Here is a 19,348-nt window from a genome sequence, read left to right as displayed (position 1 = left end):
GGCGTAGCGTTCGAGCCTTCGCTCGAGCGCGGGTTGTCCTCTCGCCGCTCGCCGTCGAGCGTCCGCTCGACGACCTTCGTCCCGTTCTCCGACCGGTGCGTCGTGCCCGCACCTACGGCCCTTCGAAGCGCCACTCCTCTTCGCGGCTTTCGATCCGGTGCGTGTCGTCGCCCGGCTCCGGGGACTGCAGCCAGCGCTCGCCGGCAATGATCCTGAAGGACGGAAGATCGCCGCTCCTGGAAATGCTGTGCAGTGCGTTGAGGAGCCGATGCGCGATGAGCGCGCATCGTCGCTGGCCTCGTCGCGCGTTCACGAGCAGGTTGAACCACGACACGCCCGGTGGCGAAGGAATCCGTTCGAGTCGGAAGTCGAAGTCGAGATCGGCCAGGATGGCCTGCAGGTCCGGCGCGTCTTCGGCCACCTGGAGCGTGGCCATGAGACACCACTGCGAAGGGTCACGGCGGACGGGAGAGATCATGGAAGAGCACCTCTGCGGGTTCGCTGAAATCAGCCCTCATGGGCTTTCGTACGGACCGTCGTTCCCCGTGTTTTGTTCCCGCGCGGGATGCCGTCGTCGCAGCTTCAACGACGCCTGAACGAGCCCTCTTGAAACGCGATCGGCGATCCCTAGATGCGGCTTGCGGGCGCCATCGCGGCCCGCCGTGAGGGCGCCATGAGAGGCGCCCCTTCATGCCCATGTTGCTTGCAACCGAAGAGGATATGGCTATGAGGACCACCCTCGATTTTTCCCCGCTGTTCCGCAGCGGCATCGGCTTCGACCGCGTGTTCGACGTGCTCGAGACCGCCAGCCGCGTCCAGCCCATGGACAACTGGCCGCCGTACGACATCATCCGCGTCGGCGAAGACGCCTACCGCATCGTGATGGCCGTCGCCGGTTTCGATCGCGACGAACTCACGTTGACCGATCGCCCGAACCTGCTCGTCGTGTCGGGCGCGAAGCGCGAATCCGAGCCGGATCCGGACTGCCTCTACCTCCACAAGGGCATCGCCGAGCGCACGTTCGAGCGCCGCTTCGAGCTGGCCGACCATGTGAAGGTGGCGAATGCGTCGCTGGAGAAGGGACTGCTCACGATCGACTTGCAGCGCGAGATTCCCGAAGCCCTGAAGCCTCGCCGCATCGAGATCCAGGGCCAGGGCGCAGGTGCCGCGAAGGCGCACGCGCAGATCCAGGCCCCGAAGGCGGCTTGATGCAGCACGGCAGGCGCCCCCGCGCGGGGGCGCCTGCATCTTCCGGCGCGCGATGCGTCGGCTCGTCGAGACGGAGGCGCGCACGACGGACGAACGATCGCGCGAACGTGCGCAGGGTGCGACGCGTCTCCGACACGCGCAGCCATCGCCCGCACGCGACGGCGTCCGGTCATACTTGGACCATCGCTCGCACTGGAGCCGGACGAAGGCATGAAGATCGCCACGTTCAATATCAACGGCATCCGCTCGCGACTCGGCAACCTGCTGCAATGGCTCGAGCGGGAGGAGCCCGATGTCGTCTGCCTGCAGGAGCTGAAGGCGCCCAATGCCATGTTCCCGCAGAAGGCGCTCGCCGAGGCCGGCTACGAATCGGCATGGATCGGGCAAAGCGCGTGGAACGGAGTGGCGATCCTGGCCAGAGGCGTTCGGCCCGTCACGACGGTGCGCGGATTGCCGGGCGACCCTTCGGATGTGCACAGCCGCTACCTCGAGGCGGCGGTCGACGGCGTCATGATCGGTTGCCTGTACCTGCCCAACGGCAATCCGCAGCCCGGTCCGAAGTTCGACTACAAGCTCGCATGGTTCGAACGCCTGATCGCGCATGCCTCCGCGCTCTGCGCGAGCCGACACCCGTTCGTGCTCGCGGGCGATTTCAACGTCGTGCCGACGGACTTCGACATCTACAACACGCGTTCATGGCTCAAGGACGCGCTGCTGCAGCCGGAATCGCGCGAGTGCTATGCGCGGTTGCTGGAGCAGGGATGGGTCGATGCGTTGCGCGCGATGCACCCGAACGAACGCATCTACACGTTCTGGGATTATTTTCGTCGACACTGGGAAACGAACTCCGGTTTGCGGATCGACCATCTGCTGTTGAACAAGGCGATCGCTTCGCGGCTGGTGGATGCCGGCGTCGATCGCTGGGTTCGCGGCGAAAAGGGGGCGAGCGATCACGCACCGACCTGGATCGTGTTGAAGGCGGCGCCACCGGCACGACGTCGAACGTCGGCACGGAAACGCGCCTGACGCCGGGATCGCGCTGCGCGCCTGTCGTCTCCGTAGCCCACGAGCGTCCGGTCGTGCTGCGCTGACGCAAGCGCTTGCCAGGGGCGCCCTTACGGCAGGCGCGTGACCTGCGTGTAGGTCATCCGCCACGTGCCATCGCGTTTCGCCCAGACGTGGGCGATGCGTATCCATCGCTGCTGGTGCTTGCCGTCCTGCGTCCAGCCGAGATGGACGACGCCGCCGATCACCGCGCCGGTGTCCCACGCCGTCTGCACCGGTGGAAGGCGCTCGAATTCCACGCCGCGAGGCGGCCGTTCGGAAGTGCCATTTGCCGGCGTGGCGACACGACCATTTTGATCGAGGATCGGATTGATCGAGGATCGGGCCGAGGGGTTGGCCGGCAGCACCCGGCACGCGTCATCTCCAGCATCCCACGCCGGCTGGCTTCACCGTGCCTGCGATTGCGACAAATGGTGACGCACGCATCCGTGGCGGCTCCGTCGTCATACCCTCCCCGACCTGCTTGCTGCGGGAATGGTGGCCGATGCTCGGCGCGCCAGCAGGAGGGAAACGTTGAATGCGTGTCGCGGCGGTGGTTTCCGGCGCTTTCGCCGATATAGTGATGCCACAGGGGGCGGCATGGCATCGGATTTCAAGCCGGAAGATCCCGACCACATCGAGTGCACGTGGCGTTTCGCGATATCGGCAGAACGATGCATCTCGGATCGAGCGGTGCGTGCGCGTCGCCTTTCCTGTGGATCCGACATCGCGTCTCGTGCCATGGACATGCGTGCGCATGTCCGCCGACGCGTCCCGGTGATCACGGTGTCCCACCGGCCGGCAAGCGCGCCATGAACGCATCGAACGCCTTGCTGACCACGACGCTGTCGCTGTTCGCCGTGGCATTCCTCGTTCTCTGGCGCTGGCGGAACATGCGTCCGGCCTTGTTCTGGGGATTGGGATTCGCCTGCTGGGCCGCGTGTTACCTGTTCCAGCCGTTTGCGATCGCCGGCCGCGGGCTCGTGCCGGCGATGCTGTCGCAGTCGCTGTTCCTGAGTTCCATCTTCCTGCAGATGCACGGGCTGCAGGACCGGGCAGGGGAGGCGCGCTTCGCGTTACGCATGCGGCTTGCGATCTGGGTCGTCAGCGTGGTCGCGATCTGCTGGCTCCTCGTTCCACCGGAGACGAAGTGGTTGCTCTATTCCATCCGCTTGTCGATGCGCGTGGCCTTGACGGGGTTCGCGCTGTACGTGATGGCGCGCCATCTGGAACAGCTGATCGACACGATCGTGCTCGCCTTCGTCGCGCTCATGACGTTGTGCATCGGCGGACTGGCCGCGCTGATCATCCATGCCATGTGGACGTCCGGTGGCGCACCGACGCCGCCCGACCTGAATGCGGTGTCGCAGATCGCCGGCAACGTGATCGGCATTTCGTTCGGAATGATCTTGCTGGCGGCTGCGGGCACGGACATCGTGCATCGCTACCGCGTGGCGGCCATGCGCGATGCATTGACGGATCTGCCCAATCGTCGCCAGTTCGATGAGTACCTGCGCGCGCAATGGGCGACGGGCGATGCGCGTCGCCTGCCGCTGTCATTGCTGCTCGTCGACGTGGACCTGTTCAAGTCCTACAACGACAGCTACGGCCATGCCGGCGGCGACCGCTGCCTCGTGCAAATCGCCGATGCGCTCCGCGCGAGCACCCGCAGTGGCGAACTCTGTGCGCGCCTTGGTGGCGAGGAGTTCGCCGTGCTGTTGCCGGAGACGACCTCGGCGGAAGCCCTGCTCGTCGCGGAACGGATTCGTTCGGCGATCGAATCCGCGGGGCTGCCGCTCGCTAAAAGCCCATACGGCAGGGTGACGGTCAGCATCGGCGTCGCCACGACGATTCCTGCGGGCGACGTCGACCCTGCCTTGTTCGAATCCGCGGACGAAGCCCTCTATCGCGCTAAAAACCAGGGGCGCAATCGCGTCGAAGCGAACAGCATCCATTGGCCCGATCGGGCTGGGCCGTAGGGAGCCCACCTTACCCGGACGCGCCATTGGGAAGAGGCGCGGTGGGCCAGGACCCACCTGCGACATCACTGGAAACCGTCCGCGAAGATGCGATCGATCGCGTCCACCTCGACGGCGCCCACGTCGCAGCCGTCGGCGAGTGGTCGCAGGTAGCCGCGCTGGTCGGACGGCAGGCAGAAGTTGGCGATCGCGGCGCCGATCGCGATGCTGTTGGCCGCGGGCTGGTAAGTGGGCGTGGGGCCGCCGTGGTCGTCGAGCGCGCCGAGCGCGAGCGATGCGATGGATGCGTCTTCGATGTTCGTCGCGTCGTCGAGCCCGCAGCCGTGCCCGGGCGCTTCGATGTTGCCGTGCGCATTGCCGAGCGAGCCGCCGAGCGGACTCTCGAAACGGCAGCTGCCGCGCAGGATGCTGTTGAACACGATCGTGGCGGAGTTGGCCGGCGCGCCGCGCACGCCGATCGCGGAGCCTTCCATGCCGACCGGTGCGAACGTGGGCGCGACGATCGTCACGTGGTTGAGCGTGAGCTGCGGCGGATTCGACGACGAGCCGAGCAGGCCGATCGCGGCACCGCGCGCGCCCGCGCCGGCCGCTGCGCTCGTGAACGTGTTGGCGGAGAACGTGCTGTTGACGATCAGCGCGTGCGCGCCGCTTTCGAGATGCACGGCGCCGCCGGTGTCGCCATTGCCCGCGTTGCGCGCGAACGTCGTGCCGAACACGTTCGCCTGCGCGCCGTTGCCCGCGAAGATCGCACCGGGGAAGTCGGCGATGGCCGTATTGTCGTCGAACTCGCTGTCCTCGATCGTGAAGGCGGTCGGCGTGATCACCTGCAGCGGTGCCGAACCATCGTGATAGTGCAGGCGCCGGAATACGAGCGACGACAGCGGCAGGCCTTGCACGAGGATGCCCTGGCGCGCGTGGGCGACCTCGGTGTCTTCGACGAGCACGTCGCCGGTCGTCATGATCGCGATGCCCGCAGGTACGATCGACGGCGCCGGGGCGTCGATCAACGTGCGCTGCATGTGCAGGTCGATCTCGCCCTGGTTGAGCACGAGCAGGCCCAGGCGGCTGTCGGCGACGTCGATCGTGCCGTCCGTCGACGACACGATCGCGTAGTCGACGTCGCAGGCCCGCATGTCGAGCGTCGGCCCCGAGCCGCCTTGTATCGTCACGCCGCCGCCCTCGACCGGCACGCGCACGGCGTTCAGCACGAGCGAGGCGCCGGCTTCGGCGAGGATCGCCTGTGGCGGATCGTCCGCGAGCGGTGGGCCGTCGATCGCGAGATTCGAAAGGGCGAGCGCCGCGCCTTCGACGTGCAGCAAGGTCGGCAGGGCGTGGTGCACGATCGTCGTGCCGATGCCGGCGCCGTCGATCACGAGATCCTGGTCGACGACGATCTCGCCGATCGTGATCGTCAACGCGCCGGCGGGCAGCTGGATCGTGTCGGGGCCCGCGGCCGCATTCGCTGCCAGCACGGCTTCGCGCAGCGAACAATCACCGACCGCGCACGCACCCGGTGCCGGATCGTCGGTGCGCGTGACGACGTACGTGGCTGCGAAAGCGAACGACGGCGCGAGCAGCACGAAGCCGGCGATCAGGACGGTTCGAAGCGAGGGCAAGGCATTCTCCCGGCGCAGGAAGCGCTTGCCGTCATCCACGTAGTCCGGCGCACGGGTGGGCCAGTTTCAAGCCAAAGATTTCAGCCCGCCATCGTCGACCGTGTCGTCGTGCGCAAGGGCGGTGAGCCCGGTCCCATTGACGCCGCATCGTTTTCTTCCGGTCGATGCTCGATGGCGTCGAGCATCTCGGCAGCGTCGCCGAGCGAACGCGGATACATGTTTCCCGATCGTGTCCGTGATCGCGTTCACAAAAAAAGTATTTTCGAGCATACTGTCGCGGTCGACATCCTACAGGGGGATCGCCGTCCATGTTGTCCATTTCCGTCGTTCCGAAACACGTCGCTTCGCTTTCCGTAGTGGAAGGTGAGGCATGAGCAAGACTTTCCTTCGCCTCGCCACAGGCGCTCTTCTCGCGGCATCGTCCGTATCGGCCAGCGCCCAGTCGTTCACCGAGAACTTCGACGACATCACTCTGCTGACGGCCAACGGCTGGTTCCTGCAGAACAACAGCGCCCCATTGGGAGTCCTCAGCTGGTTCCAGGGTACGGCGACCAATGCGACGCCGACGCCCGGCCCGTTCGACGCCTGGAACGGTGCGCCGAACGCCTATATCGCCGCCAACTTCAACAGCACGACCGGTGGCACTGGCACGATCAGCAACTGGCTCGTCGCGCCGAACCGGACGTTGCGCAATGGCGACGTGTTCCAGTTCTACACCCGCAGGCCGACCACGCCGGCTGGCGGAACCGAATACCCCGATCGCCTCGAAGTCCGCCTGAGCACGAACGGCGCGAGCACGAACGTCGGCACGGGAGCCGCCGCCTTCGGCGACTTCTCGACGTTGATGCTGTCGATCAATCCGTCGCTCGTGACGAATGTCTATCCGGCGGTGTGGACGCAATACACGATCACGATTTCCGGGCTGCCCGCGCCGACGTCGGGCCGCCTCGCGTTCCGCTATTTCGTGACCGGGGCGGGACCGACGGGTAACAATTCCGACTACATCGGTATCGACAATGCGGTGTACACACCGTACGTCTGCCCGGTCGTCACCGTGAATCCGAGCACGCTGCCCGGCGCAAGCTGGGGGCAGGCGTACAGCCAGTCCCTGAGCCAGACCGGCGCACTGGGATCCCCCGGCTATGCGGTGACGGCGGGCGCGTTGCCTCCGGGACTGACGCTTTCCGCGGCAGGCACCATCGCCGGCACGCCGACGGCCACCGGTACCTCCAATTTCACCGTCACGGCCTTCGACGCGAGCGGCTGCAGTGGTTCGCGCGCGTACTCCATCGTCGTGGCGCCCGTCGCACCGAGCGCGCCGCAAGACGTCGTCGCCAACGCAGGCGACGCGCAGGTGGACGTGAACTGGACGACGCCCGCGAGCGACGGCGGCGACGCCTCGATCAGCTACGGCGTCACCTGCACGGGCGGCAACGTCGTCAGCGACACGACGAACGCACCGCCGATCACGTTGGGTGGTCTCGTCAACGGCAGCGCATATACGTGCGCCGTCACGGCGACGAACAGCGCAGGCACGGGCCCGGCCGGCACCAGCAACAGCGTCACGCCGATGGGCGAGCAGACGATCACGTTCGGCGCGCAGGCAGGACACGACTACTTCCCGAACGCGACGTTCCCGATCGCGCCGCTCGCGAGCGCGAGCTCCGGTCTCGACGTGACATACGGCTCGTCGACGAGCGGTGTGTGCACGGTGATTGGAACCACCGTGACGATGGTCGCGCAGGGTACCTGCACGATCACCGCGGACCAACCGGGCAACGGCGCATGGAACCCCGCGCCGCAGGTGTCGCAGTCGCTGACGATCGGACCGCCGACGGTCGCCGACCTGTGGACGCAGAAGACCGCCGACCGCACCACGGCGCGCCTCGGCGACACGGTGACCTACACGATCCTCGTCGGCAACGACGGCCCGGCCGATGCGATCAATGTGCGCGTGCTCGACCAGCCACCGGTGCGCCTGGACGGCACGAGCGTGGCATGGACGTGCATCGAGGCGATCGGCACGGCTTGCCCCGTGCCTTCCGGCAGCGGCGCGCTCGACGTCACGATGGGCTCGTTCCCGATCGGCGCCGCCATGCGCTTCGAACTCACGGGCACGGTGATTCCTGCCGCGAATCCCGCGGACGACTACACCGAGTTCTCCAACACCGCGACGATCTCGTTGCCGCAAGGCTCGGGCCTGACCGATCCCGGCACCAACAGCCAGGCCACCGCGATCGTGCAGGTGGTGGACGTCATCTTCGAGGACGGCTTCGAGGCGCCGCCGGTGCGATAGTCTCGTCGGCCGACTGGGACGGAGGTGTCGAGGCGGATGACTACGCCTCGAAGACCTCCGCCCCCGTTTCCTTCCACGCCGTGCTGTCGATGAGGAACATGCCATGGCGAAGAAATATGCAGGGCGTTGCGCATGCAACGCGGTCACGTTCGAATTCGATGCCGAGCCGGCCTTCATCGCGACCTGTCACTGCCTCGACTGCAAGAAGGCATCCGGAGGCGAGGCCGCCACGTTCTTCGGCGTGCCGGAGAAGGATTTCTCGTTGCTGAGCGGCACGCCGAAGGCGTTTTCCTACGTCGCGGCGTCCGGAAAGCGCCTCGAGCGCATGTTCTGCTCCGATTGCGGCGCACGACTGTATACGCGCAACCTGGAAAGCTTTCCTGGCCTGGTGTTCGTCACGATCGGCAGTCTCGATATGCCGGGTGCATTCACGCCGGCGCTGGAAATGTTCACGAAGCGACGCCTCGGTTGGGCCAAGCCGATGGATGTGCCGCAGTTCACGGACATGCCGTCCTGATGTCGCAGTAGACGCACGCGAAATGGGAGCGGAACGGGTCGAGGCGGACGCTTGGCCGATTCCGCCGTTCCGGTGTCGGTGGGCCAGGGCCCTCCCTACGCGTGGGCGGTGAACACCGCGAGCTGCGCCGCGAACGCGCGCTGGAACGCAGGCCGCGACTCGCCGCGTGCGAGGTAGGCGGCGAGGTTCGGGAATTCGTCGAGCAGGCCCGACGGCTTCACGCGCATGAGCATGCCGATCATGAGCAGGTCGCCTGCGCTGAACGCGCCGTCGAGCCAGTCGGCGTCGCCGAGTCGCGCGGACAGGTCGCGCAGGCGCTCGCGGATGCGCTCGCGCACGAGCGGCATGCGCTCCGCGGCCCACGGCTTGTCGCCTTCGGCGAATTTCGCGACCTGCAGGTCGAGGACGGGCGGTTCGACCGTGTTGACCGCAGCGAACATCCAGGCGATCGCGCGCGCCCGCGCGTTCGCGTCACCGGGCAGCAGCCCCGCGTGATGCTGCGCGATGTGCAGGATGATCGCACCCGATTCGAACAACACGAGATCGCCTTCCTCGTAGGTCGGGATCTGTGCGAACGGATGCAGCGCGCGATGCGCGGGTTCCTTCATCGCAGCGAACGACACGAGGCGGACGTCGTAGGCAACGCCCGCCTCTTCGAGCGCCCAGCGCACGCGCATGTCGCGTGCGAGGCCACGGCCGCGATCGGGCGAGTGTTCGAACGCGGTGATGATCGGTTTCATCCAGGATGCTCCGTGGGGCGGCGCGACGCGATCGCGCGCCGCACCGGTGTCGTCGGTGGGTGGGGACGTGGGAAGTCGACGGCGCGTGCGTGTCAGCCGCGCCGCGCCGCCTCGATCGTGGCGATGTCGATCTTCGACATCGTCATCATCGCGTCGAACGCGCGCTTGGCCGCCTTGCGATCGGGATCGGTGACTGCGGCGGTGAGGGCTCGCGGCGTGATCTGCCACGACACGCCCCAGCGATCCTTGCACCAGCCGCAGGCGCTCGGCTGGCCGCCGTTGCCGATGATCGCGTCCCAGAGCCGGTCGGTTTCGGCCTGGTCGTCGGTCGCGACCTGGAACGAGAACGCCTCGTCGTGCGTGAACGCGGGGCCGCCGTTGAGGCCGATGCACGGAATGCCCATCACGGTGAACTCGACCGTCAACACGTCGCCTTGCTTGCCGTCGGGGTAGTCGCCGGGGGCGTGGTGGACCGCGTCCACCGTCGTGTCGGGGAAGGTCTTGGCGTAGAACGTCGCGGCGTCGAGGGCGGTACCGTCGTACCAGAGGCAGATCGTGTTCTTGGCGGTCATCGGGTTGCTCCATCCAGGGCGGGGAGGATGCCCTGTGCCTACCCCGACGAGTGACGGGGGCTTGAATCGACATCGCCGATTCATCGTTCAGCGCCCGGATCCGTGCTCTGCGCTGCGCGATGTCGTCAGCCGACGCTGCGTGCCGCCGTCGGCACGGTGACCATGAACCCCGCGCCGCCACCTTCGAGGTTCGCGTAGCGCGCTTCGCCGCCATGGCGTCGCGCGATCTGCCGGACGAGCGACAGGCCGAGGCCGTGTCCTTCGGTGTTGCCGCGCCGGTAGAACGGTTCGAACAAGCGCTCGCGCTCCGTGTCGGCGATGGCGGGGCCGGCATCGGCGACGGTCAACTCCGCCGACGTCGCGCGCACGCGCAATCGCACGCGGACCGGCGCGCTGCCGTGGCGCAGCGCATTGTCGATGAGGTTGCGCACGAGCCGGCGCAGCAGGCGTGCATCGCCGCGGACGTGCACGGGTTCGCCGTCGACGTCGATGCCGTAGCGCGCTGCCTCTTCGGCGACGAGCGCGAGCAGGTCGATCTCCTCGCGCGCGGGTTCGGCGAGCGTGTCCAGGCGGCTCGCGAGCAGGATTTCCTCGATGAGGTGGTCGAGTTCGGCGATGTCGGCCTCGAGGCCGCGGCGTCGCGCGGGGTCGATCTCCTTGACGAGGTCGAGCGCGAGGCGGATGCGCGTGAGCGGCGTGCGCAGTTCGTGGGAGGCTTGCGCGAGCAGGAGCTTGTGCGCGCCGACCAGCTGCTCGATGCGCGCGGCCGCGCGGTTGAAGCTGACGGCGAGCCGGGCGACCTCGTCGTCGCCTTCGACCTCGACGCGCGCCGCGAGGTCGCCGGCGGCGAGCGCTTCCGCGCCGCGCTGCAGGCGCTCGAGCCGGCGCACGAGGTAGCGCACGAGCGGGAACGCGAGCACGCCGAGCGTCGCCGCGAGCAGCAGCAGCACGCCGAGCATCGCGCCGAGCGAATGGCCGTGCTCGGCCGGGCCGCCGCGCGTGTGCCACAGCACGGCGGCGACCAAGGCGAACACGACCAGGCTGCCGAGCAGCGCGAGATGGATGCGCCAGTAGAGCCGCGACACGGTTCAGTCCTGCGCCTTGGCGAACACGTAGCCGCTGCCGCGCACGGTGATGATGCGGCGCGGATGGCGCGGATCGTCTTCGATGGCCGCACGCAGGCGCGAGACGTGCACGTCGATCGAACGATCGAAGGCCTCGAGCGCCTCGCCCTTGAGCGCGTCCATGAGGACGTCGCGCGACAGCACGCGCCCCGCGTTCTGCGCGAGCGCGACGAGCAGGGCGAACTGGTAACCGGTCACGCTGCGCTCTTCGCCGGCGACGCGCAGCGTGCGCGCGGCGCGGTCGATCTCGAGCCGGCCGAAGCGCAGCGGCTGGTCGGCGGACGGCGCCGTGCGACGACGCAGGATCGCGCGGAGCCGCGCGAGCAGTTCGCGCGGCGCGAACGGCTTGGGCAGGTAGTCGTCGGCGCCGAGTTCGAGGCCGATGATGCGATCGGTCGCTTCGCCGCGCGCAGTCAGCATGAGGATCGGCGTATCGGTCTTCGCGCGCAGCGCGCGGCAGACGTCGAGTCCGTCCATGTCGGGCAGCGTGAGGTCGAGCACGACCGCGTCGAATTCGTCGGCGCGCTGCGCGAGCCCCGCATGCCCGAGCGCGGCGACGACGACGCGGAAGCCCGCCTCGCCGAGATATTCGCAGAGCATCCCGGCGAGGCGCGCGTCGTCCTCGATCAGCAGCAGGCGCGGGCTCATGGGCGGCACTCTAGCAGGCACCGACACACGATCCGGCCGGACGTTCATGCGCGGACGTGCTCAGCCGTGATGCCAGCCGAACGGGCCGTGGCCACCGCCGTGATGCTGCGCGATGCGATCGAGCAGGACGCGACGCTGCTCCGGCGTGAGCACGTCGGCGACGTCGGCGACGAGGCGCACGACGCGGCGGGACATTTCGTCGGCGGTACGCATGTGTCCGGCGCGCAGATCTTCGAGGGCGGCGCGGTCGACGGTCGGCTGGGCGAGCAGCGCCATCACCTGGTCGTGGCCGCCACTCAGCTGGGCATGCAGCGCGGCGAGATCGCTGCCTGCCTGCTTGAGGATCGGATCGAGGCGTTCCTTCTGCTCGGCCGTCGCCTGGACCTCGACGTAGAGGTGCTCGGACATCCGCGCGATGTGATCGGCGACCTCGGCCGGGTTCGATTCGAGCGTGAGCGCCGGATCGCTGGCGCTGGCTTCGTGCGCCCAGACGGCGACGCCGGAGAGGCCGGTGAGCGCGACGGCGAAGACGAGCGCCGCGGATCGACGGGTGGCGATGCTGGCGAACAACGGGTTCATGGATGGATTCCTCGGAGCGGGCGGGGTGCCCGTGAGGAAGTCTGGGAGCGCCGTGTAAGTGGCGTTTGTCGCCTGTGTAAAGTTGTTTGAAGCGGCCGAGCAAGCGTCAGCCGTCGACGACGGCGACCTCGTGCCCGTCGACGTGCACGCGATAGCTCGCTCGCGCGATCCCCGAAACGACGAAGGAGAGCTTCGCGGCGAAGAGGCAGGCCGGCATGCGTTCCTGCGCATGCGTCGGTGCGCGCCGATGCGCGTACGACAGGGTGAGCGTGTCGCCGGCCAGGGCGACGGTGGCGCTGTCGCCGTCGACGACGTCCTCCGCCGTCTCGTCGTCCCACACGTCGACCTGCAGTCGATCCGCGGCGATCCAGGTGGCGGTGACGCGCTCGCGTTCTTCCTTGCTGCGAGGCGGCGCGACGAGCGGCGGGGTGGCGGAACCGCACCCGGCATGCGTGACCGCGAGCGTGACGTCCTGCGCCGCTGCGGCGCCCACGGAGGTCGCCCAGGCGAGAAGCGCGATGAGCCACGTGCTGCCTGTCACGTGCGTTCGCTCCCGGCCGGGTCGGTGACGGAGCGTGGCGTCGCACGGTGGTCGGTCGTGTCGGGCAGCGCGGCTATCGAGACATCGCGATCGCGGAAGTCGGGCGGGACATCGACCGGCCCCCAGGTATGGCACTCGAGCGTCAGTGCCTGCTCGCCCAGGAACACGAGGAAGCCCGCCTGGACGTCGCCGGCGCGGCCGACCACGCCGGGTGTGCTCAGGGTCCTGCGCGCGATCGGCAACGATGGCAGATGCACCTGGAGGAAGTAGCCGCACCCCGTGTATTCGTAGCCCGTCGCGCACTCGATCTCGCCCAGCGCCGTCAGCTGCTCGTCGGAGAGCGCGCCGTCGGCCATGAGATGGATCGCTTGCAACTCGAACGCCCTGAATGCGCGCAGGGTTCGACCTTCGGAAGCGTGCATGGTGCGGGATGTCCGATCCGCAGTCGTCGCCGCGATGGTAGCGCAACGCCGGTGACTGCATCGCACGCAGGGCTTGCATGCATGCATCGTCGACTCGACTATGAGCGCGATCGGTCATCGGGCATCTTCGGCATGACGACGTGTGTTCTGTTCATCCAGGGCGGCGGCGAAGGCGCCCACGTGGTCGACGAACGGCTCGCTGCGTCGCTGCAGTGCGCGCTCGGCGGAGCCTACGAGGTGCGTTTTCCCGAGATGCCCGACGAGGCCGATCCCGATGTCGCGACGTGGATACCGGCGATCGTGGCGGAACGGGCGAAGGCGCCTGGACGCGTGATCCTCGTCGGCCACTCGATCGGCGGATCGTTGCTGTTGCGCGCCCTGGCCGAGCGAGCGATCGAGCAGCCAATTGCGGGGTTGTTCGTGCTCGCGGCGCCGACGTGGGACGGTGATCGCTGGGCCTTCGACGACCTGCGCCTGCCACGCGACCTGCACGCGCGCGTCGCCGCGATCCCGACGATCGTGTTCTACCACTGCCGCGACGACGACATCGTGCCGTTCAGTCATCTCGCCTTGCATGGCGCGCGCATTCCGGTGGCGCATACGCGAGCGATCAATCGTGGCGGTCACCAGTTCGACGACGATCTCGCCTTCGTCGCCGCCGACATCCGTGCGCTTCCTGCCTGACACAGGGCGGAAATCTTCGTACGCCTGACCTTGGCTGAGCGGAGCGACGCGGGCGTCACACGCCATACAGCCTGGCGCTGCCATGGTCGGCCGGTGACCCTATCCGGAGAACGGCCGTGTCGAGACAGATCCTGAATGGCGAACACGCCCACGTCCACGACGTTCCGCGCGCGATGAAGGCTGCGGCGTCGCATGTCCTCGCCGAAGCGTCGGCGGCGCGCAACGACCTGCTCACCACGGCGGCGCACATGGCTGCCGATGCGCGTGCCGGTGCGTCGTCGATGCGCAGGCACGCGCGTCGTGCGGCGGCCTACGGCAGCGACGCGGCGGCCGAAATGATGGAAAGCGGTTGGGACGCCGGCACGCGCGCGTGGCGCGATGCGCGTCGCCAGGCGGGCGAGTGGGGCTCCGTCGCACTCGCGCAGGCGCGTTCGCGGCCGGCGGTCGTGCTCGTCGGTGTCGCGGTCGTCGGCGTCGCGATCGGTTTCTGGCTGCGCAGTGCGAGCCGCCGCGCGAGCCTTGCGGCGACGGCGGATGCAAGTCGCAAGGCGACTACCACGCGTGCTCGCATGAACGACGCCGGTGGACGAGCGATGCGCAAGGCGAACGGCCGTGACGGTGGCCGCAAGGGGAATTCGGCGGGCGCCGCCCACGGATGATGTGTTCGATCGTCGTGGCGGAGCAGCGCGCGCGCCATCGGTGTGTCCGATGGCATGCCGGCCGACCTGCGGTCTTCCGGCCTGCGCGTAGGCCATCGGTGGCAAGGCAGCCGGACGTGAAGCGAGGCGGCGTGCGCGTCGAGGACGACGCGCACCGGCCGATACGATGCCTCAGTTCGGAGCGGCCTTCGCCGGCGGCGTGACCTGCGCCGGGATGCGCATGAGGCCTTCGCTGAAGCGTTCGCTCGCGGTCTCGTAGTAGGCGATCGCGTCGTCGACGAGTTCCGGTTGCGGCGCGTCGAGCGGCGTCGCGTCGCCGCTGTTGTCGAACTTCGGCAGCGTCTGCGTCGCGTGTTTCTTCGGCGCGAGCACGGTGAGCACGTCGCCGCGCAGGTAACCCGCCTTCTGGTAGTTGCCGAGCAGCACGCGTTCGCGCCCGGGCTCGAGCTTGAACAGGTCGTAGCCGTAGAACTGCGACGTGTAGCTGAAGTCGAGCAGGCCGAGCAGGGTCGGCGGAATGTCGATCTGCGCCATCAGGCGATCGACGCGGCCCGGTTCGACGTGCTTGGGCGAATAGATCAGCAACGGGATGTGGTAACGGTTCATCGGGATCGCGCTGCGGCCCCAGCTCGACGAGCAGTGGTCGGCGGTGATCACGAACACGGTGTCGTCGAACCACGGCTTGCTGGCGGCGCGCGCGAGGAAATCACCGAGTGCCCAGTCGGTGTACTTCACCGCACCCGCGCGCCCGGCCTTGCCCGAGGGCAGGTCGATGCGATCCGCGGGATAGGTGAACGGCGGATGATTCGACGTCGTCATGACGTGCTCGAAGAACGGCTGGCCCGCGGCGGCCGCGCGGTCCGCCTCGCGCAGCGCGAGCGTGAACAGGTCCTCGTCGGCGACGCCCCAGATGTTGCCGTGATGGACCTGGTCGCGCGGGATGTCGGAACGGTCGACGGTGCGGTAGCCGTTGTGCGAGAAGAAGTAGTTCATGTTGTCGAAGTAGCCGTAGCCACCGTAGACGAACATCGAGTCGTAACCCTTGCCGCCGAACACCGAACCGAGCGAGAACAGGTTCTCGTTGTCCGGGCGCTTGACGATCGATTGCCCCGGCGTCGGCGGCACCGACAGCGACAGCGCCTCCAGGCCGCGCACCGTGCGCGTGCCGCTCGCGTAGAGGTTGGTGAAGAACAGGCTCTTCGACGCGAGCGCATCGAGGTTCGGCGTCACGTTCTTGGTGCCGCCGAACGCGGTGAGGTAGTCCGCGGAGAGGCTCTCGACGCTGACGAGGATCACGTTGAGGCGCTTTTCCGGGCCCGGATTGCGGATCTCGCGCGTGATGCTGCGCGGATCGTCGCCGACGAACTCGGCTTCGGGCGTCTTCAGCAGCTCGCGCGTGCGCTGGAACGCGGCTCCGTCGGGCAGGGTGCGGTAGAAGCGCCGCCAGTCCAGTTCGTTGTTGCGATAGGCCGAGAAGAATTCGTAGACGCCGTTGCCGGAGAGTTCATTCACGTACTCGTTGGCGGTCGCGTTCTTGTACTCGCCGTCGACCGCGTAGCTGACGACGATCGTCAGCAGCAGCCACGCGAGCGTCACCCCGCTGCGCTGGCGCAGGCGTGACGCGTCCTCGCGCGGGCGCCATTGGCGGCGCGTGAGGTAGAGCACGAGGCCGGCGAGGAGGGCGAGTGCGGCGAGCACCTTGCCGACCGGATACGAGGCGCGGATGTTGCCGATCACCTCGCGCGAATAGACGAGATAGTCCACCGCGATGAAGTTGAAGCGGCTGGCGAACTCGTCCCAGAACAGCCATTCCGCGGCGGTGACGAACAGCAGGCCGTACAGCATCGCGAGCAGCAGCAGCGCGAGCGCGGCGCGCAGCGGGCGCGTCGCGAACACGCGCCGCGGTACCAGCCAGAGGAACAACACGAGCGGCCACGCGACGTAGATGAATGCGACGAGGTCGTAGCCGAGGCCGACGCCGAAGGCGTAGAGCCAGTAGCGCGGATCGAGTGGCACGCCGGACCCGGTCTTCACGAGCAGGGCGAGGCGGGTGAGGAATTCGATGGTGAGGAACGCGCCCGCGAACCACGCCAGCGGCGCGTATCGGGCGCGCAGCGCTGCGGGCGCTGCGATAGGGGTATCCAAAGCTCGGCTCCGGGCTCGGGGGCAGCACGCGGTGGGTCCCACGAGGCCGGCTGGAAAACCCCGCGCACATCGAAGCACGTCCGCCCGGAGGCCGGTCGGGCCATCGGACTGCAGGTCGATCCTGCAGTGTCGATCGCCCCGGCTTTCGGCAAGGTTTCAGCATGGTGACGGCCTCGCGAAAACCGCAAGGAATGCACCCTTGGGGCCGTCCGGACCCGGAGACGTCGCAGGGGGCCCGGCGGTGGACCGGTCCCACCATACGGCATAGACTGGCGGTGCAGGGGGCCAGCCATGGCGTTGGACATCCGATCCACGATCGTGATCGCGGCGATTCTCGCGCTGATCATCGGCGTCAGCCTGCGTTTCGTCGTCCGCGACTACCCCGCGCCGTTGCTGCCGAGCCTGCGCCTGTGGATGTCCGGCATCCTGCTGTTGCCGACGGGCTGGGTGCTGTACGCGTTGCGCGACGCGATTCCCGACCTGCTGTCGATCGTCGTCGCGAACGGCGTGCTCGGCCTCGCCTTCGGGCGACTGGTCGAGGCCACGCGCAGTTTCGTCGGCCTGCCGCGTCGTCGCCTGCTGGCGTACGCACCCGTCGTCGCGATCGTCGCCTGCGAGGCCCTGTTCACCTTCGTCGAACCGAGCCTGCGCCTGCGCGGAGCGAGCGTGTCGGCGATCATAGGCATGCAACTCGCCGGCGGCGTGTGGGCGCTCGTCGTGCACGGAGAACGCTTGCACCGCAGCCGCTGGCTCACGGTCGTCGCGTTCGCATCGCTGTCGATCGCGCTGCTCGTGCGTGGCGCAGGGCTGCTGCCTGGCGGCATCGATCCGCAGGGACCGTTCGCGCCAGGGGTGATGCAGAGCGTCGCGTTCGGGCTCGGTGCGGCATTCCCGATGGCGGCGACGCTCGGTTTCCTGCTCATGTGCAACGACCGCTTGATGCGCTCGCTCGTACAGAAGGAAGAACACCTGCGCGCGATCGCCGACAACCTGCCGGCGGTCGTCGCCTATCTCGACACGGAGGAGCGCTTCACGTTCGCGAACTCGTACTTCGCGCGCCTGCTCGACGTCGATCCGCACTGGATCACCGGGCGCCGCCTGTCGGACGTGGTCGGGCGCGCATTCTGCGACGCGCTCAAGTTCCACATGGCCGCGGCGCGACAAGGCCAGCCGGTCACGTTCGAGACGGAATGCGATTTCCGCGGCGAGCACCGCTATTTCGAAGCCTCGTGCGTGCCGGATTTCGACGCGGCACGTACCGTGCGCGGCTTCTTCGTGCTCATCTTCGAGGTGTCGCGGCTGCAGCGCGCCAAGCAGCAGCTCGCGCAACTGGCCGAATCCGATCCGCTGACCGGGCTCGCCAACCGCAAGAAGTTCGGCGAGGCGCTCACGTCCGCGCTCGCGCGCGCCGGGCGCTCGGCGGGTGCGGCGGTCGGCGTGCTGTACATCGACGTGGACCACTTCAAGTCGATCAACGACACCTACGGCCACGCGGTAGGCGACGCGGTGCTGCGCGAGTTCGCGCGACGCCTGCAGGAAGACCTGCGCGCGGGCGATCTCGCCGCGCGCATGGGCGGCGACGAGTTCGCGATCCTCGTCGAGAACGTCGATTCGGTCGAAGTGCTCGAGGCGATCGCGGTGAAGCTGCTGCAGGCGTTCGACCGCGACGTCGTCGTCGATCCGCTCGCGCACACGGTCGGTGCGAGCATCGGCATCGCGCTGTCGCGTGGCGGCGTCGACGCCGAAGCACTGCTGCGCGAGGCCGACGTCGGGCTGTACGACGCCAAGCAGGCGGGCCGCCACACGTATCGCGTCGGCAGCCGCGCGCCGCTGCCCGGCGCACCCGCCGCGCCGATTCCGTTCCGCTCGGGGCGCGGCCGGTCGCCGTGAGGCGGGACGGGACCTTTCGTCCCATCGCCTTTCCGCACGGCGCCGGGCCGTGCGCTTCAGCGCTGGCCGTATTCCGTGAACACGTAGTCGCGCGCCTTCACGATCGTGTGGCAACCGAAGCCGCATTTCGCGTCGTTCGCCTGCGGTGGCTGGTCGGCGGTGGTCGCGGGCGCGAAGGTGCCGGCGGCGGCGTCGTACTTGAATGCGCCGTAACCCCAGCCGCCGCTGTCGGCGAAGCGCTTGCTGTCCTTCGCCATGAAATCGACGTCGTGCAGCGTACCGGGCACGGTCGTCGGGCCGGGCGCCTTCTCGCTCATCTTCGGCTCCCAGTGGATCTTCGCCATCTTCGCGCCGTCGGGGAACGGCTGGCCGTTGCCGGGAATGCCGGCCTTGAACGCGTCGATCATCACGGGATTGGCGACGATCGCCGCAAGCAGCTTCTCGCCGTGGCTCAGCGAAACGAGCTGCCAGCCTTCGTATCCCTTGAATTCGGAGAAGGCGAGGCCGCCAGGAACCTTCACGGCGTACTTGTCCTTCGCGGCCGAAGCAGGCGGGTCCGCCGCCGCGACGGGAAGCGTGAACGCGGCGAAACAACCGAGGATGCCCAGGCATTTGAGAGCGACGTGCATGACGAACTCCTCGAACCGATGGATGAAAGGAGGTTCCGCAAGGCGTCACGGGCC

At 68.1% G+C, this 19,348-nt stretch carries 21 protein-coding genes; 8 read left to right on the top strand and 13 right to left on the bottom strand.

From position 1 onward, the window contains the following. Window positions 1–112 precede the first annotated feature (112 nt). Window positions 113–436, bottom strand: a complete 324-nt coding sequence (locus tag FHW12_RS02870; RefSeq protein WP_182529479.1) for a hypothetical protein — start codon at window positions 434–436, stop codon at window positions 113–115. A gap of 290 nt (window positions 437–726) precedes the next feature. Between FHW12_RS02870 and FHW12_RS02865 the strand changes: the two genes are divergently transcribed. Together FHW12_RS02865 and FHW12_RS02860 are read left to right on the top strand one after the other, a co-directional pair. Further along, entirely contained in the window at window positions 727–1,209 is a 483-nt protein-coding gene (locus FHW12_RS02865; RefSeq protein WP_182529478.1) for an Hsp20 family protein, read from the top strand. A gap of 210 nt (window positions 1,210–1,419) precedes the next feature. Then, window positions 1,420–2,235 (top strand): exodeoxyribonuclease III, encoded by an 816-nt coding sequence (locus FHW12_RS02860; RefSeq protein WP_182529477.1) that lies wholly within the window; start codon window positions 1,420–1,422, stop codon window positions 2,233–2,235. Window positions 2,236–2,324: 89 nt separating this feature from the next. Here the strand turns inward: FHW12_RS02860 and FHW12_RS02855 are convergent, their stop codons facing one another. Continuing rightward, on the bottom strand, window positions 2,325–2,621 hold the full coding sequence (locus FHW12_RS02855) for a hypothetical protein (RefSeq protein ID WP_182529476.1): 297 nt from the start codon (window positions 2,619–2,621) through the stop codon (window positions 2,325–2,327). A gap of 444 nt (window positions 2,622–3,065) precedes the next feature. On the opposite strand from FHW12_RS02855, the gene FHW12_RS02850 reads away from it, so the two are divergent. Further along, complete coding sequence (locus FHW12_RS02850) at window positions 3,066–4,232, top strand: GGDEF domain-containing protein (protein ID WP_182529475.1); 1,167 nt, start codon at window positions 3,066–3,068, stop codon at window positions 4,230–4,232. A 65-nt stretch (window positions 4,233–4,297) separates the two neighbouring features. On the opposite strand, the gene FHW12_RS02845 is transcribed toward FHW12_RS02850, so the two are convergent. Beyond that, entirely contained in the window at window positions 4,298–5,848 is a 1,551-nt protein-coding gene (locus FHW12_RS02845) for a right-handed parallel beta-helix repeat-containing protein (protein ID WP_182529474.1), read from the bottom strand. An 80-nt stretch (window positions 5,849–5,928) separates the two neighbouring features. Further along, window positions 5,929–6,066 carry a hypothetical protein gene (locus FHW12_RS02840; RefSeq protein WP_182529473.1) on the bottom strand — a complete coding sequence of 46 codons (138 nt, stop codon included), beginning with the start codon at window positions 6,064–6,066 and terminating at the stop codon, window positions 5,929–5,931. A gap of 152 nt (window positions 6,067–6,218) precedes the next feature. Here FHW12_RS02840 and FHW12_RS02835 point away from each other — a divergent pair, with 152 nt between their 5' ends. Further along, on the top strand, window positions 6,219–8,144 hold the full coding sequence (locus tag FHW12_RS02835) for a choice-of-anchor J domain-containing protein (protein WP_182529472.1): 1,926 nt from the start codon (window positions 6,219–6,221) through the stop codon (window positions 8,142–8,144). A 103-nt stretch (window positions 8,145–8,247) separates the two neighbouring features. Beyond that, on the top strand, window positions 8,248–8,661 hold the full coding sequence (locus FHW12_RS02830; RefSeq protein WP_182529471.1) for a GFA family protein: 414 nt from the start codon (window positions 8,248–8,250) through the stop codon (window positions 8,659–8,661). 95 nt (window positions 8,662–8,756) lie between these two features. Here the strand turns inward: FHW12_RS02830 and FHW12_RS02825 are convergent, their stop codons facing one another. The 7 genes from FHW12_RS02825 to FHW12_RS02795 all read right to left on the bottom strand — a co-directional run bounded on the left by FHW12_RS02825 (window position 8,757) and on the right by FHW12_RS02795 (window position 13,221). Further along, window positions 8,757–9,401, bottom strand: coding sequence for a glutathione S-transferase family protein (locus FHW12_RS02825; RefSeq protein ID WP_182529470.1), 645 nt, complete (start codon window positions 9,399–9,401; stop codon window positions 8,757–8,759). 92 nt (window positions 9,402–9,493) lie between these two features. Further along, complete coding sequence (locus FHW12_RS02820) at window positions 9,494–9,973, bottom strand: VOC family protein (protein WP_182529469.1); 480 nt, start codon at window positions 9,971–9,973, stop codon at window positions 9,494–9,496. A gap of 125 nt (window positions 9,974–10,098) precedes the next feature. Beyond that, window positions 10,099–11,058 carry an ATP-binding protein gene (locus FHW12_RS02815; RefSeq protein WP_182529468.1) on the bottom strand — a complete coding sequence of 320 codons (960 nt, stop codon included), beginning with the start codon at window positions 11,056–11,058 and terminating at the stop codon, window positions 10,099–10,101. A 3-nt stretch (window positions 11,059–11,061) separates the two neighbouring features. Continuing rightward, window positions 11,062–11,745 (bottom strand): response regulator, encoded by a 684-nt coding sequence (locus tag FHW12_RS02810; RefSeq protein WP_182529467.1) that lies wholly within the window; start codon window positions 11,743–11,745, stop codon window positions 11,062–11,064. Between the two features lie 60 nt (window positions 11,746–11,805). Further along, window positions 11,806–12,324, bottom strand: coding sequence for a Spy/CpxP family protein refolding chaperone (locus tag FHW12_RS02805; protein WP_182529466.1), 519 nt, complete (start codon window positions 12,322–12,324; stop codon window positions 11,806–11,808). A gap of 106 nt (window positions 12,325–12,430) precedes the next feature. After that, window positions 12,431–12,865: a hypothetical protein gene (locus FHW12_RS02800; RefSeq protein WP_182529465.1), complete on the bottom strand. Its 435-nt coding sequence runs from the start codon at window positions 12,863–12,865 to the stop codon at window positions 12,431–12,433. Beyond that, window positions 12,862–13,221 carry a hypothetical protein gene (locus FHW12_RS02795; RefSeq protein WP_182529464.1) on the bottom strand — a complete coding sequence of 120 codons (360 nt, stop codon included), beginning with the start codon at window positions 13,219–13,221 and terminating at the stop codon, window positions 12,862–12,864. Before FHW12_RS02795 ends, FHW12_RS02800 begins: the two co-directional genes overlap by 4 nt. A gap of 198 nt (window positions 13,222–13,419) precedes the next feature. On the opposite strand from FHW12_RS02795, the gene FHW12_RS02790 reads away from it, so the two are divergent. Beyond that, entirely contained in the window at window positions 13,420–13,971 is a 552-nt protein-coding gene (locus FHW12_RS02790; RefSeq protein WP_182529463.1) for an alpha/beta fold hydrolase, read from the top strand. Between the two features lie 116 nt (window positions 13,972–14,087). Then, window positions 14,088–14,630 (top strand): hypothetical protein, encoded by a 543-nt coding sequence (locus FHW12_RS02785; RefSeq protein ID WP_182529462.1) that lies wholly within the window; start codon window positions 14,088–14,090, stop codon window positions 14,628–14,630. Window positions 14,631–14,801: 171 nt separating this feature from the next. Here FHW12_RS02785 and FHW12_RS02780 read toward each other — a convergent pair whose 3' ends face one another. Beyond that, the gene (locus FHW12_RS02780; protein ID WP_259392803.1) at window positions 14,802–16,775 is read right to left on the bottom strand and encodes an LTA synthase family protein; all 1,974 of its coding nucleotides are present in this window, start codon (window positions 16,773–16,775) and stop codon (window positions 14,802–14,804) included. A 291-nt stretch (window positions 16,776–17,066) separates the two neighbouring features. Here FHW12_RS02780 and FHW12_RS02775 point away from each other — a divergent pair, with 291 nt between their 5' ends. Beyond that, complete coding sequence (locus FHW12_RS02775; RefSeq protein WP_182529461.1) at window positions 17,067–18,665, top strand: GGDEF domain-containing protein; 1,599 nt, start codon at window positions 17,067–17,069, stop codon at window positions 18,663–18,665. A 56-nt stretch (window positions 18,666–18,721) separates the two neighbouring features. On the opposite strand, the gene FHW12_RS02770 is transcribed toward FHW12_RS02775, so the two are convergent. Beyond that, entirely contained in the window at window positions 18,722–19,294 is a 573-nt protein-coding gene (locus FHW12_RS02770; RefSeq protein WP_182529460.1) for a cytochrome P460 family protein, read from the bottom strand. Between the last annotated feature and the right edge of the window lie 54 nt (window positions 19,295–19,348).

The sequence above is a fragment of the Dokdonella fugitiva genome (assembly GCF_014138265.1).
Lineage (GTDB): Bacteria > Pseudomonadota > Gammaproteobacteria > Xanthomonadales > Rhodanobacteraceae > Dokdonella_A > Dokdonella_A fugitiva_A.
This window is presented reverse-complemented; position numbering and strand designations above follow the sequence as displayed.